The 13289-nt window shown below is 68.1% G+C and carries 13 protein-coding genes; 6 read left to right on the top strand and 7 right to left on the bottom strand.

The annotated features are described in order from the left end of the window. On the bottom strand, positions 1-1340 hold a 1340-nt coding region (locus tag NS2_RS32770; RefSeq protein ID WP_045439980.1), incomplete at its 3' end, for an FAD-binding oxidoreductase. Positions 1341-1427: 87 nt separating this feature from the next. Between NS2_RS32770 and NS2_RS32765 the strand changes: the two genes are divergently transcribed. The 5 genes from NS2_RS32765 to NS2_RS32745 all read left to right on the top strand — a co-directional run bounded on the left by NS2_RS32765 (position 1428) and on the right by NS2_RS32745 (position 5866). After that, positions 1428-2519, top strand: a complete 1092-nt coding sequence (locus tag NS2_RS32765) for a helix-turn-helix transcriptional regulator (RefSeq protein ID WP_033091143.1) — start codon at positions 1428-1430, stop codon at positions 2517-2519. 150 nt (positions 2520-2669) lie between these two features. Beyond that, entirely contained in the window at positions 2670-3083 is a 414-nt protein-coding gene (locus NS2_RS32760) for a hypothetical protein (protein WP_033091144.1), read from the top strand. Between the two features lie 464 nt (positions 3084-3547). Continuing rightward, on the top strand, positions 3548-5029 hold the full coding sequence (locus NS2_RS32755) for an MDR family MFS transporter (protein WP_045439971.1): 1482 nt from the start codon (positions 3548-3550) through the stop codon (positions 5027-5029). Between the two features lie 166 nt (positions 5030-5195). After that, the gene (locus NS2_RS32750; RefSeq protein ID WP_071812415.1) at positions 5196-5477 is read left to right on the top strand and encodes a nuclear transport factor 2 family protein; all 282 of its coding nucleotides are present in this window, start codon (positions 5196-5198) and stop codon (positions 5475-5477) included. A 77-nt stretch (positions 5478-5554) separates the two neighbouring features. Continuing rightward, on the top strand, positions 5555-5866 hold the full coding sequence (locus NS2_RS32745; protein ID WP_033091146.1) for a YciI family protein: 312 nt from the start codon (positions 5555-5557) through the stop codon (positions 5864-5866). Positions 5867-5876: 10 nt separating this feature from the next. On the opposite strand, the gene NS2_RS32740 is transcribed toward NS2_RS32745, so the two are convergent. From NS2_RS32740 to NS2_RS32715, 6 genes are all read right to left on the bottom strand, one after another. Continuing rightward, complete coding sequence (locus NS2_RS32740) at positions 5877-7343, bottom strand: peptide MFS transporter (protein WP_033091147.1); 1467 nt, start codon at positions 7341-7343, stop codon at positions 5877-5879. 133 nt (positions 7344-7476) lie between these two features. Next, a complete protein-coding gene (locus NS2_RS32735) occupies positions 7477-8481 on the bottom strand; it encodes a Ppx/GppA phosphatase family protein (protein ID WP_045439974.1) in 1005 nt (334 codons plus the stop codon). A 50-nt stretch (positions 8482-8531) separates the two neighbouring features. Then, complete coding sequence (locus NS2_RS32730; protein ID WP_033091148.1) at positions 8532-9080, bottom strand: DUF501 domain-containing protein; 549 nt, start codon at positions 9078-9080, stop codon at positions 8532-8534. Then, on the bottom strand, positions 9077-9688 hold the full coding sequence (locus tag NS2_RS32725; RefSeq protein WP_033091149.1) for an FtsB family cell division protein: 612 nt from the start codon (positions 9686-9688) through the stop codon (positions 9077-9079). The genes NS2_RS32730 and NS2_RS32725 overlap by 4 nt, the downstream gene beginning before the upstream one ends. Positions 9689-9733: 45 nt before the next feature. After that, positions 9734-11020 carry a phosphopyruvate hydratase gene (gene eno / locus NS2_RS32720; protein ID WP_033091150.1) on the bottom strand — a complete coding sequence of 429 codons (1287 nt, stop codon included), beginning with the start codon at positions 11018-11020 and terminating at the stop codon, positions 9734-9736. A gap of 164 nt (positions 11021-11184) precedes the next feature. Further along, positions 11185-11916 (bottom strand): lytic transglycosylase domain-containing protein, encoded by a 732-nt coding sequence (locus tag NS2_RS32715; RefSeq protein WP_033091151.1) that lies wholly within the window; start codon positions 11914-11916, stop codon positions 11185-11187. Between the two features lie 244 nt (positions 11917-12160). On the opposite strand from NS2_RS32715, the gene NS2_RS32710 reads away from it, so the two are divergent. After that, positions 12161-13240, top strand: a complete 1080-nt coding sequence (locus NS2_RS32710; RefSeq protein WP_033091152.1) for a TauD/TfdA family dioxygenase — start codon at positions 12161-12163, stop codon at positions 13238-13240. Positions 13241-13289 lie beyond the last annotated feature (49 nt).

Here is a 13289-nt window from a genome sequence, read left to right as displayed (position 1 = left end):
GAGACATTGTCCGGGTCGAATTGCCGTTTCAAGGCGACCAGGCGGGTCCAGGTGGACTTGCCGTAGGCCTGGCGGATGCGGTCGGGCTCGTCGACGCTCAAATGGTTGATATAGGCGCCTCCGGCCGAGTAGGGCCGGAAGCGCTCCCAGGCGGTTCGCGCCCAGTCTCGATGGCGCTCACCAGGGTCCGCGGGATCGGGCCACGCGGCGATCAGGGTGAGCATGGACTCGGCCGAGCGGAAGCGGAAAGCGGTGGCATCCGCGGGAATTCGGGCGATGGCTCCGCCCATGACGCGCAACAGGATCTGGGACAGCGGAGACGTCAGTTCGGTGGCGGCGGTGATGAGAGCGTCGATCGCGCCTTCGTCGAGGGTGCCCAGCCATTCGGAGCGGGCGTAGCAGGCCAGGCCGGGCGGTGCGCCCGCGTCGACCATGGATTGCAGCACCGTGTAGGGCATGGGGCCGAACAGGTCGGCGATCGGATTCGCCGCCGTGCGTAGCGGTTTCGTGAGTTCGATGGCCTCGGGAAGCGGCCCGGTGCAACCGGCGGCCAGGGCCACCACGGGCTCACCCCGCATCGCTTCGGGAATGAAGGGGGCGGGTGGCGCGGTGAGCAGGGCGGCGTTGAGCCCCAGGGCATCCGGCGCGGCGGACGCGACCTCGAGGAAGGCACGCAGCGCGGGCCGGGCGTCCGCGAGCGAGTAGATGACCATGCCACCGAACATGGGGACGGGAATCTCGTTGAGCCGGAGGGTGAATCGGGTGACGATACCGAAATTCCCGCCCCCGCCCCGCAGCCCCCACAGCAGTTCGGGGTGGCGGTTCTCATCGACCTCGAGAATGGATCCGTCCGCGGTGACCAGTTCCGCCGCGAGCAGATTGTCGCAGGACAGCCCGAATTGCCTCGACAGCCAGCCGATGCCGCCATCGAGGGTGAGCCCGGCGACGCCGGTACTCGAGATCTCACCGCCCGGGACCGCCCGCCCGGCCGCCTCGGTGGCGGCGTCCAGATCGCGCCAGCGCACGCCGGGTTCGACGACGGCTCGGGACCCCTCGACCCGAACCCCCGTCATCGGCGACAGATCGACGAGCCGCCCGCCCTCACAGGTGGACAGCCCCTGCAGGCTGTGCCCGCCGCCGCGCACCGCGATCGGCAGGCCGTGCCGGACGCCGAAGCGCACCGCTATCGACACGTCCTGGGCGGTCCGGCAGCGGGCGATGAAGGCGGGCCGGCGGTCGATGGCCCCGTTCCAGACGCGCCGCGCGCCCTCGTAATCGGGATCGTGCGGCCGCAGTATCTCCCCGGCGAACTCGCCGAGCGAGGTATCGAACAATGTCATGCTCTCCACGCTCGGCCACAGCCGGACCGCACACCATCCCCGAATCCGGGGATCGCGACCGCGCACACCGGCACGGATACTCGGATCATGGCATCTCCCGAAGGGCTGACCTCGGCGGTCGAGCGCATCTGCCGGACCGTCTCGGGCGCGGTGGCCATCGAGTGCGCGATCGCGGACCTGCTGCGCGCGAGCATCGGATTCGACGCCTGGTGCGCGATCACCCTCGATCCCGCCTCCCTGCTGCCGACCGGCGGCTATCACGAGCAGGGGGTGCCGTTCGAGCTGGCTTCGCGCCTGCTGGAGATCGAGGTGCGCGGCGGCGACGCCATGACCTGGCCCGCCATGATCCGGGCGGGGGAACGGGTGGCGACCCTGGACCGGGCGACCGGCGGGGATCGGGAACTCAGTCAGCGCTATCGCGAGGTGCTGGTGCCCGCGGGCATGGGGCACGAGTTGCGGGCCACGTTCACCACGCCGTCGGGCATCTGGGGCGCGCTGGTCCTGCTGCGCAGCGCCGATTCCCGGGACTTCACCGCCGCCGACATGCGCGCCATCGAGGAATCCACCGCCGGTGTGGCGACCGCGCTGCGCCGGGAGATGGTGCTCACCGATATCGCGAAGGCCGATTCCATCGACGGCCCCGGCCTGGTCATGCTGGACGACTCGATGTCCATGATCGACGCCACCCGCGCGGGCCTGATGTGGCTGTCCGAATTCGACGACAGCACGGACCCTTTGCGGCAACTACCGGTCGCGCTGACCATGATCGCGCACCGCGTGCAGGCCAGCGCCATGCCGGTCCGCACCCGGGTCCGCACCCGCACCGGCCGCTGGCTGACCCTGCACGCCGACCGGCTGACCGATGCCCCCCAATGCATTTCGGTCATCATCGAACCGGCGCGCCCGGTCGAGATCGCGGAACTCATCGCCGACGCCTACGGCTTGACACCGCGCGAACGCGAAGTGGTCCGCCTGCTCTCCGGCGGCTGCACCCGCCAGGAAATCGCCCGCGCCCTCGCCCTTTCCGCCCACACCGTCGACGATCACGTCAAACGGATCTTCGGCAAACTGGAGGTCCGCAGCCGAGCCGAGTTGGCCGCCAAGCTCTTCCACGACCAGCACGCCCCACGCCTGGCCGCGGAGGTCCCGGTGGGCGCCTCCGGCTGGTTCATCCGCTGACCCGCCGCGCAGGATTATCGTCGCCGATCGACGTGCGCGGAAATTCGTCACGGCTGGTTTGCTTTGCGTTATTCTCTCTCCCCGAGACACCTCTGAATTTCGAAAAATAGTGCCGTCCAGCGGCATTGATAGGGGGAGCAAGGATTCGCCATGTTTGCACGTAACCTTGTCACCGCCTTCGGCGCGCTGGCCGCCACCGTCGCGCTGACCGCCGGTTCGGCACACGCCGACGCGGGCCTGACCGTGGACAGCGCGGTCGAGTCCAATGGCAATGCGGTGATCGGTATTTCGTATCAGTGCGCGCCGGGCCTCGGCGCCGAACTGTCGGTCACGGTGCGGGAGACGCCATTCCTGGGCTCCGGAATCAATGGCACCACCCTGGCCCCGGCCACCTGTGTCGGACTGCCGCAATCGACTTCGGTCACGGTGAATCCCGTTCAACTGCTGGGTGATTCCGCCAAATTCCAAAGCGGCTCCATCACCGATGTCACCGTCACCGTGCTGAACCTGACGATCAGCTCGCCCGCCGCCACGACGAAGAAGCGCTTCGCCCATCTCGGCTGACCGGTCATCGGTGGCGGGGCGCAGCACCAGCGCCCCGCTGCGGCCCTCGCGCGCGCCCTCGATCAGCGCGCGCAGCGCCTCCTGCTCCCGTTCCCGTCCCCGGAGCGGCGGAACCTGTAGTGCCACGGTCGTTCTCACACCTCCCCGCTCCCGCGACCGTCCCGGGCGCGGGTTCATCGGTGTCCATCATGGCCGGTCCCGGATAACTGTTGCGTGACCTGGCTCACCAAGCAATCTTGGCGCTTGTGATACGTGCTGGTGAAAGTGCATTTTCGCGGGTTTGCCGCGGCATCGGACGGCGATTAATGGGATGAAATCTGTCGGACCCCGCCGGAATACTGATGCACGACCGATGAGTTGAGCGATCTGTACCCGTCTGTTCCGGTGTAGCTCCGGTGCGATGCCGTCGCCGACCATCGGGCCACGCTCACCCCTCGATCACAGATACCACCGGAGGTTTTCCGATGCCCGACATATCCGCTAGCTCGACCAAGCAGCGGACGCCAACCGTCATCCGGTTGTTGGTGCTCGCGACCTTCACGGTGATCCTCAACGAGACCATCATGATCAACGCGATCCCGCGGCTCATGACCGATCTGCATGTGACCGAGCGGTCGGCGCAGTGGGTGTCCACCGCGTTCATGCTGACCATGGCGGCCGTCATCCCCGTGACCGGCTGGTTCCTGCAGCGGGTCACCACCCGCCGCGCCTACGCCCTGGCCATGGGCACCTTTCTCGTCGGCACCGCGCTCGCCGCGGTCGCGCCCTCGTTCGCCGTGCTGCTGATCGGCCGCGTCATCCAGGCCGGCGGCACCGCCGTCATGATGCCGCTGCTGATGACCACGCTGATGACGGTCGTCCCCGAGTCCGATCGCGGCCGGGTCATGGGCAATGTCACGCTGGCCATCTCGGTGGCCCCGGCCATGGGGCCGGTCATCTCCGGCCTGGTGCTCCAGATCGGTTCCTGGCGTTGGCTGTTCGCGCTGGTGCTACCCATCGCCGCGGCGGTGACCGCGTTCGGGCTGCGCCACCTGGAGAATGTCGGTGAGCCGCAGACCGGTTCGATCGACTGGTTCTCGGTCGCCTTCGCGGGCTTCGGTTTCGGCGGGCTGGTGTACGGCCTGAGTAAGTTCGGCGCGGGCAGCGCGGCCACCCCGGCGCTGTATGTCGCCGGTGGCCTGGCCCTGGTCGCGGTCTTCGTGTTCCGTCAGCTGTCGTTGCAGCGCAACGGCACTCCGCTGCTGGATCTGCGGGTCCTGCTGGCCTCGACCTACACCAAGGCGCTGGTGCTGATGGCGCTGGCCTTCCTGGCCATGATGGGTTCGATGATCCTGCTGCCGCTCTACCTGCAGAACCTGCGCGGGCTGAGCCCGCTGGAAACCGGCCTGCTGGTCATGCCCGGCGGTCTGGCCATGGGTCTGCTCGGCCCCACCGTCGGCAAGGTCTTCGACCGCTTCGGCGGCCGGGTGCTGGTGATTCCGGGCTCGATCGGCATTACCGCGGCCCTGGCCGGATTCACCACGCTCTCGCTGACCTCGCCGTACCCGGTGCTGGTCGCGCTGCACATCCTGCTCATGGTGTCGCTGGCCGCCGCCTTCACCCCGGTCTTCACCCTGGGTCTGGGCGCGCTGCCGATGCACCTGTACTCGCACGGCAGCTCCATGCTCGCGACCCTGCAGCAGGTGGCGGCCGCCTTCGGCACCGCACTGGTGGTGACGGTCATGACCCCCCGGGCCACCCGCCTGGCCGGTACCGTCCACAACCCGCTGGAGGCTCCGCTGTCCGGTATGCGGCTGGCCTTCCTGGTCTCCGCGGCCCTGTCGATCATCGTGATCGTGATGGCGGTGCTGCTGCCCAACCGTTCCGATGCCCCGGCGCACGGCGGCGAGGTCGCCGACGCGGTGGACGAATCCGGACTCCCGGCAGTGGAACTCGTCAAGGACTGATCCGCTGACACCCGAAAGCGCCCACGGCCCAACCGCCGTGGGCGCTTTCGCATTCGGCCGCGCCGCTCTCCGGCGCCTCCCCACCTCCGGGCGATAAGCGTTCCTTATCGCTACGAGCGTGAGCTGCGCATTGGACCGGCTCCCGAATTCCAGTGAACTGAATGCCATGAGCACCACACCCGAGACCCGCACCGTCATCGAGAACTACATCCGCGCCATGCTCGCCCGCTTCGACACCACCGCCCCGATCACCCAGGAAGTCCACGGCGTCCTCGCCGACGGCGACCGCGCGGTCGCGGAATGGACCACCCGAGCCACCACCGCCGCGGGCGAGGAATACGTCAACGACGTGGTGATCACCTTCCGCGTCACCGGCGGCCGCATCGCCGAGGCCCGCGAGCACTTCGACACCGCTTACGCGGCCCGATTGCTGTTCAACGCCGGGTGAATCGGATCCGCCGCCGACCCGCGTCCAGCGGCATACCATGGGCAAACCGAGTCGGGGAAGTTAGTCAGGAGTCCCCCATGACCAAATTCCTGGTGCTCTACAAGGCCGATCAGTCCGCCCGAGAGCAATTGGACCAATCCACGCCCGAAGCGCAAACCGCCGGCATGCAGGCCTGGATGGACTGGGCCGCTCGCGCCGGGTCCGCCATCGTCGATCTGGGTTCGCCCCTGGGACCGGCCTCCATGAACGCAGACGGTGGAGTCGGCGGCTTCTCCGTGCTGCAAGCCGACTCCACCGAAGCGCTTCAAGATGTTCTGAAGGGGCATCCCCACACCGAATGGGGCGGAACCATCGATATTTACGAGTTCCTCGCCATGCCGGGCATGTGAGGAACGCGGATCAGTGCACGCCCTCCATGTGGCGGCTGATCCAGGGCGCGATGGCCCAGACGACGCCGCCGACCACCATGGCCACCACGCCGGTGATGCCGAAGTAGGCCAGTTCGTGCGACGGGTCGTAGAACTTCGACAGCACGCCCGACATCGAGGTGCCGATACCGACGGAGAAGAAGTACAGGGCCATCATCTGCGAACGGAAGACCCTGGGGGCCAGCTTGGTCGTGACCGACAGGCCGATCGGGGAGAGCATGAGCTCCGAGATCGCGAACGCGCCGAGGATGAAGAACACGATCACGAACGACACCGACTTGCCGTGGCTGCCGGAGAACAGGGTGAACAGCAGGAAGGCCGCGCCCATGCCGATCACGCCGAGCGAGAACTTGCGCGGGGTGCTCGGTGCGCGCTTGCCCAGGCGGGTCCACATGATCGCGAACAGCGGCGACAGCGCGATGATCCACACCGGCTCCATGGAACCGATCCAATTCGAGGGCGCGGTCCAGCCGAAGACCGACCAGTTCATCCGCTCGTCGGAGTAGACCGCGAGCACGGTGAAGATCTGCTGGAACAGGGACCAGAACACCGCGTTGGCGATGAACAGCGGCATGTAGGCGCGCACCCGGGTGCGCTCCACCGGGGTCACCTTCTCATCGGTGAGCATGATGGCGAAGTAGGCGATCGAGGCCGCGGCGATCACGAAGGTGGTGGCGTCGGGCAGATTGGACAGCGTCACCAGCTTGGTCGCCCAGGCGATGGCGATCACCACGAGAATGCCCGCGAAGGCCGCGAGAGCCTTGGGAATCGCGGTGCGCGGCAACGGGTTCGGCACATCGCGGCCGTGCTCGCCGAGGTTCTTGCGGAAGACCACGTACTGGGTCAGGCCGATCGCCATACCGACGGCCGCGGCGCCGAAGCCGTAGTGGAAGCCGACGTGGTCCTGCAGCAGGCCGGTGATCAGCGGACCGGCGAACGCGCCCAGGTTGATGCCCAGATAGAACAGCGTGAAGCCGCCGTCCGCGCGCGGGTCGTCCTTCTCGTAGAGAGTGCCCAGCAGCGAGGAGGCGTTCGCCTTCAACCCGCCCGAGCCGAGCGCGACCAGCACCAGACCCACGCCGACACCGGTGAGGCCCGGCAGCACCGCCAGCGCGATGTGGCCCGCCATCACGATGACACCGCCGTAGAAGACGGTGCGCTCGGATCCGAGGACCCGGTCGGCAATCCACGCGCCGAGCACGGTCGAGAGATAGACCAGGCCGCCGTAGGCGCCGACGATTCCGGTGGCGGTGGTCTTGGCCATGCCGAGGCCGCCGTCGGCAACCGTGTAGTACAGGTAGTAGCCGAGAATCGTGAGCATGCCGTAGAACGAGAACCGTTCCCACAACTCGACGCCGAACAGATTCGCGATACCGATGGGGTGGCCGAACAGGGTGCGTTCAGTGGCCGGTTTCGCGTCGTGTGCTACTCCTGACATACCGGAGACCTTCCCATAAGGGGCAATCTGACAGCAACCTCAGGTGTTAACCTACGTCACAATTGCCCGGGGAATGCCCGGCATGAGCGGGGCGATGGACAAATGTCCTCAATCCGCTTGGCAAGGGCCCTGATCAGGCAATAGACAGCGCGATGCCGTCCAGGATGTCGTGTTCGCTGACGATCAATTCGGTGATCCCGGCCCGCCGCGCCAGCTCATCGGCAAGCACTTCCGCTATCACCGCGCCGCCGCCGATCACATCCACCCGGCCCGGGTGCATGGGCCCCAGCGCCGCCCGCTCGTCGTGGTTCATGGCGATCAGCCGATCGCACACCTTGCGCAGTTCGGACAGCGGCAATCGGGTGAGATGCACCTTCTCCGAATCGTATTCGGGCAGATCCAGCGACACCGCGGCAAGCGTGGTCATGGTCCCGGCCACGCCGACCCAGGTGTGCGCCCGCTCCACCGGAACCACCCCGAACGCCTGCGCCAGCCGCTCCGAGGCGAAGAACCGTGCCGACGCGACCTCCTCGCGGGTGGGCGGATTCCCGTGCAGGCAGCGCTCGGTGATCCGCACGCACCCGATATCGGCCGAGTACGCCGAGGCCACGCCCGCGGCATCGCCCAGCACCACCTCGGTGGACCCGCCACCCAGATCGACCACCACGAAAGGCCCCGCCGCACTGGACAGTTCGCCGACGGCACCGGCGAAGGACAGCCGCGCCTCCTCGTCCCCGGTGATGACCTCGGCCTGCGCCCCGGCCACCACGCGGCCCAGCTCGACACCGGTCATGGAGAAGAAGTCCTCACGATTGGAGGCATCGCGCGTCGCGGAGGTGGCAACCATCCGCACCCGGGTCACCCCGTGCTTCAGCATCAGATCCACGTAATCGTGCAGCGCCACCCGAGTCCGTTCGATCGCTTCGGGATTCAGCGCACCCGTCGCGTCCACGCCCTGCCCGAGTCGCACGATCCGCATCTCCCGATGCACGTCGGTCAGCCGCGGCGCACCCGCGTCATCCCGCGTGACATCGGCGATCAGCAATCGGATGGAGTTGGTCCCACAGTCGATGCCAGCGATCCGCTCGTGTGCTTCCGCACCGGGTGCCGCACTTCGCGCGAACTCTGCCTTGCTCATCACTGACCTCGAATTCGACTGGTTCCCAATATGTTCCGCCAGGCCGGGCGCTAGGCGTCGGCGATACCCGAATCGGTGCGGTATTCGCTGGATTTCGGCCAGTCCGCCGGAATCGCGGTGCCGCGCAATCCGTGATCGGCCGCCAGCGCGACGGCCTCGTCACCGAGGACATTGAGGCCCGGCCCCTTGGCGAGCGAGTGCGCGATGAGGACGTGCAGGCACTTCACCCGATCGGGCATGCCGCCGCCGGCGAAATCGGTGCCGAGGTCCTCGATGGCATTGCGCTCGGACAGGTAGCTGTCGTACGCGGCGCGGTAGGAGGCGGCCAATTCCGGGTCGCGGGTGAGGCGTTCGGACATCTCGCGCATCAGCCCGGTGGTCTCGAGGCGGCTGGCCTCGGCGGTGAGGCGCGGGTCCGTCAGGTAGTACAGGGTCGGGAAGGGGGTGCCGTCGGGCAGCTTGGGCGCGGTCTTCACGACCGCGGGCAGGCCGTCCGGGGTGCGGTAGGCAATGGCCAGCACGCCGCGCGGAGCCCGGCCCAGTTGCTCGGCCACGATGGCGAGATCGCGCTCGGCCGGTTCGTTCTCGGCTGCGGTCACCGGGGTTGTCCTTCCTGGATGGGTGGCGGGGTCGCCTGGGCGGCGGCCGGCTGCGGCGACGAAATGCTGTGCCACACCTGCGTGTACCACGGATCCGGGGCCTTCGACTTGGTGGCCGGAGCGGGAATGGCCGGCTGCTCGATCTGCGGGATCTGCACGATGTACGGCGTGTCGCCCGGCATCACCAGGCGCAGGCGGTCCCGGGCCTCGGCCTTGATGTAGTTCGGATCCTGTTGCTGGGCACGGCGATCGCGCAGATCGGCGACCTCGTCCTGCAATTGGTTGTGCTGGGCGGCCAGCTCCTTGGCGTCGGCGCGCTGGGTGAAGTACGTGCGCACCGGCACCGCCAGGGTGAGCACGAGCCCACACATGACCGCGACCAGCAGCACCGCGCGGCCGGTGGACAGGCCGAAGATCTTGCGCTCGTGCCGTTCGGGTTTCGCCTTGGCGGCGGTGCGTCGCTTGGTCGTCGACTTCGTCGCCGTCGACTTCTTCGTGGTGGAAGCGGACTCACTCCGCTTCGCACCCGAGGTACTGCGCGACCGTGACGACGGGCGGCGGTCGTTTCGTCCTGCCGGACTCTTACCCCGCGCCCGTCGTTCGGTCATCTCTGCACCTCGAAATCAGTTCGGCCCTTACGAGCTACCGATTATTCAGCCTTCGAACGCGAATCGTGGGAACGCCACGTCACCGGCGTAGCGAGCCGAGTCACCCAGGGCGTCCTCGATGCGCAGCAGCTGGTTGTACTTGGCGACGCGCTCGGAGCGGGCCGGGGCGCCGGTCTTGATCTGGCCGGAGCCGACGGCCACGGCCAGGTCGGCGATGGTGGTGTCCTCGGTCTCGCCGGACCGGTGGCTCATCATCGTCTTGTAGCCGTTGCGGTGGGCCAGGTCGACCGCGTCCAGGGTCTCGGTCAGGGTGCCGATCTGGTTGACCTTCACCAGCAGTGCGTTGGCCGCACCCTTGGCGATGCCCTCCTCCAGGCGCTCCGGGTTGGTGACGAACAGGTCGTCACCGACCAGCTGCACCTTGTCGCCGATGGCGTCGGTCAGCGAAACCCAGCCGTCCCAGTCGTCCTCGGACAGCGGGTCCTCGATGGAGACGATCGGGTAGGCGGTGAGCAGCCCGGCGTAGAACTCGCTCATCTGGGCCGCGGTCTGCAGCTGGCCTTCGAACTTGTAGCCCTCACCGGTGGTGTAGAACTCGGTGGCGGCCACGTCGAGCGCCAGCGCGATCTCGCTGCCCAGCTTGAAACCGGCCTTCTCGATCGCGGAGGCGATCAGGTCCAGGGCGGCACGGGTATTGGCGACCGACGGCGCGAAACCGCCCTCGTCGCCCAGACCGGTGGACAGCCCCTGGGCCTTGAGCACCGACTTCAGCGTGTGGTAGACCTCCGCACCCCAGCGCAGCGACTCCTTGAAGGTCGGCGCGCCGATCGGGGCGATCATGAATTCCTGCACGTCGACGCCGGAGTCGGCGTGCGCGCCACCGTTGAGGATGTTCATCATCGGCACCGGCAGCACGTGGGCGTTCGGGCCGCCGACGTAGCGGAACAGCTCCAGGCCCGAGGACTCGGCGGCCGCGCGGGCCACCGCGAGCGAGACGCCCAGCAGGGCGTTCGCGCCCAGACGCGACTTGTCCGGGGTGCCGTCCAGATCCAGCAGGGTCTGGTCGACGGTGCGCTGCTCGACGGCGTCGAGACCGATCACGGCCGGGGCGATCTCGTCGAGGACGCCCTCGACGGCCTTCTGCACGCCCTTGCCCTGGTACCGATCGCCGCCGTCACGCAGCTCGACGGCCTCGTGCTCACCGGTGGACGCGCCGGAGGGCACGGCCGCGCGGGTGAGGGTGCCGTCGTCGAGAGCGATCTCGACCTCGACGGTGGGGTTGCCACGCGAATCCAGGATCTCGCGAGCTCCGACCTGTTCGATGATGGCCACGAAACGACACTCCTTCGGCTGCTGACTCGGCAGGTCGCACGGCGAACCCGTGCGCTGACGAGCCTACTGTGCCGGGCTGGAGGGGATGCATCCCCCCATCGGCGTGGCCACAAGATATAAACCGGCCGCCGTGCCCGAACCGGATCAGGCCCTGCCGAACCGGATCAGACCTTGCGGCCCACGCTGTAGGCGGCGGCACGGTAGCGGACCGTCTGCATATAGGTGGTCGACTGGTTGTAGGTCAGCAGCGCCTGCTGCCAGCCGGGCGCACCGGTGAGATCCCCGCCCATAGCGCAGAGATACCGCGCCGCGGTCAGCGCCGCGTCGTCGATATTGTCCGGGTCGGCCTTCCCGTCCCCGTTGGCGTCCACGCCCCACCGCTGCCAGGTCTCCGGAATGAACTGGAACGGCCCCATCGCGCGCACATAGATCGGATTCGCTTCGGTGGAGCCGGTATCCAGAATCCGCGCCCGCCCGGGCGAACCGTCCAGCGCCAGTCCCCGAATCGGCGGCGACACCGTCCCGTCGTCGGACAGCCGCGACCCGCCGTGCGACCCGTGATGACTCTCCACGCTCGCAATCCCGGCCAGCGTCGTCCACCCGATTCCGCACTCCGGCTTGGAACGCGCCAGCACCGCCGCGGCATATCCGTAGGCCTCCAGCGCCGTCACCGGAATCCCGGTCGCGGAATGCTGTTCCCGCGCCCAGCCCTCGAGCTGAATCGCGCTGCGCCCCGGCGCATCCAGATCGATGGCCGGTATCGGCGCACCCACCGGGGGCGGCAATCCTTCCGGCACCGGGGTGAGATTCTCTGCGCCGCAACCGGTCAGCAATACCAGCGCAGCCGCCGCGCCCACCAGGCCGGCTCGGGTCGATACGGCCCTCACATCGGCCATTCGGTTTCGCACCCCCTCCATCTTGCAGATGGATCGGCGTTCCGGCCAAGAACGTGAACGCTCTTCGCCCGAGTCGCGGGCAGCGTTCCGCGTCGGCTACTCTGCCCGCTGTTGCCTGATACCGATCAGCTATCGCTTCAACACGCCTTTAGGTAAGCCTTGCCAAAATTACTGGGGCCGAATACGGTCTGTGACCGAAGCAAGATCACCTCGTCACCACCGAGCCAGGAAGGCCCTTACCTTGGTGAAAAGCGTTCTCTCCGAACGTCAGACGCTTCACCCCTCGGACATCGAACGGCGCGACCTGCCGGAACCGGCCGCGCGCGCGGTACGCCACCTGGCCGCTGAGATCGCCGTCACAGTCGGACCCTGCGCGGAGACCGCAACCACGCTCTCGCACCCGGTCCTGCTGCGCCACATCGAGGCCAAGTACGGACGGCTGCCCGACGCCGTGCACGAGGCCATGCGCCCACCTGCCACCGACGCGGGCGTCACCGTCATCCGGCCGCTGCCGATCGGCGATGAGGAGCTCGGCGCCACGCCGCACGATTGGCGCGAGGCCGCGGCCTGGGCCGGGGACCGCACCCGGCGGTCGGCCTCCTTCGAGCTCGATATCGCCATGCTGCTGCTGGCCCGCTGCGCCGGTGAGCCTTTCGGCTGGGAGGGGCAGCAGGGCGGGCGGCTGGTGAACAACATCGTCCCGACGCCCGGACACGAGCACGAGCAGTCGGGGGCGAGCAGCACCACGCTGCTCAGCCCGCACACCGAGGACGCCTTCCATCCGGACCGGGCCAACCTGCTCATGCTCGGCTGCCTGCGCAATCCGGAGCGGGTCGGGACCACGGTGTCCTCGGTGCGGTGCACGGAACTCGATGCGGCGCAACGGGAAACGCTGAGCCGCGCGCGGCTGCCCATCCTGCCCGACGTCTCCTACGGCACCGGCTTCGACGATGCCCCCGCCCCGGCGGTGGCGACCCTCGGCAGCGACGAGGGGCAGCTGACACTGCGCTTCGACCCCGCGTACACCCCGCTCGACACCGCCGATCACGAATTCCGGTCCGCGTACCGGCATTTGGCGGCCGAGCTCGAAAGGGTATGCATCACCGCCGCTTTGACCCCCGGAGAACTGCTGCTGGTGGACAATGACGTTGTGGTGCACGGGCGGGTGCCGTTCACCCCCCGCTACGACGGCACCGACCGCTGGCTCAAGCGGGTGAACATCCGGCTGCCCCAGCGTCGCCGCGCTGCGGCCGAGGCCGGCGAGGACGGGTACGGCCAGCGTGTGGTGGCACCGTTCCGCACGAGCCGAGGGACCAACACGTGAATGCCCGACCTACACCGCTGCGGGTGCTGTCCCGCAGCGACCTAGTACT

It is taken from the genome of Nocardia seriolae NBRC 15557 (assembly GCF_007990715.1).
Lineage (GTDB): Bacteria > Actinomycetota > Actinomycetes > Mycobacteriales > Mycobacteriaceae > Nocardia > Nocardia seriolae.
This window is presented reverse-complemented; position numbering and strand designations above follow the sequence as displayed.

Excerpts from the sequence above, each read along its gene's own strand:
- NS2_RS32765 (WP_033091143.1), top strand. The coding sequence starts at position 1,428 with ATGGCATCTCCCGAAGGGCTGACCTCGGCGGTCGAGCGCATCTGCCGG.
- NS2_RS32760 (WP_033091144.1), top strand. The coding sequence starts at position 2,670 with ATGTTTGCACGTAACCTTGTCACCGCCTTCGGCGCGCTGGCCGCCACC.
- NS2_RS32755 (WP_045439971.1), top strand. The coding sequence starts at position 3,548 with ATGCCCGACATATCCGCTAGCTCGACCAAGCAGCGGACGCCAACCGTC.
- NS2_RS32750 (WP_071812415.1), top strand. The coding sequence starts at position 5,196 with ATGAGCACCACACCCGAGACCCGCACCGTCATCGAGAACTACATCCGC.
- NS2_RS32745 (WP_033091146.1), top strand. The coding sequence starts at position 5,555 with ATGACCAAATTCCTGGTGCTCTACAAGGCCGATCAGTCCGCCCGAGAG.
- NS2_RS32740 (WP_033091147.1), bottom strand. The coding sequence starts at position 7,343 with ATGTCAGGAGTAGCACACGACGCGAAACCGGCCACTGAACGCACCCTG.
- NS2_RS32735 (WP_045439974.1), bottom strand. The coding sequence starts at position 8,481 with ATGAGCAAGGCAGAGTTCGCGCGAAGTGCGGCACCCGGTGCGGAAGCA.
- NS2_RS32725 (WP_033091149.1), bottom strand. The coding sequence starts at position 9,688 with ATGACCGAACGACGGGCGCGGGGTAAGAGTCCGGCAGGACGAAACGAC.
- NS2_RS32715 (WP_033091151.1), bottom strand. The coding sequence starts at position 11,916 with ATGGCCGATGTGAGGGCCGTATCGACCCGAGCCGGCCTGGTGGGCGCG.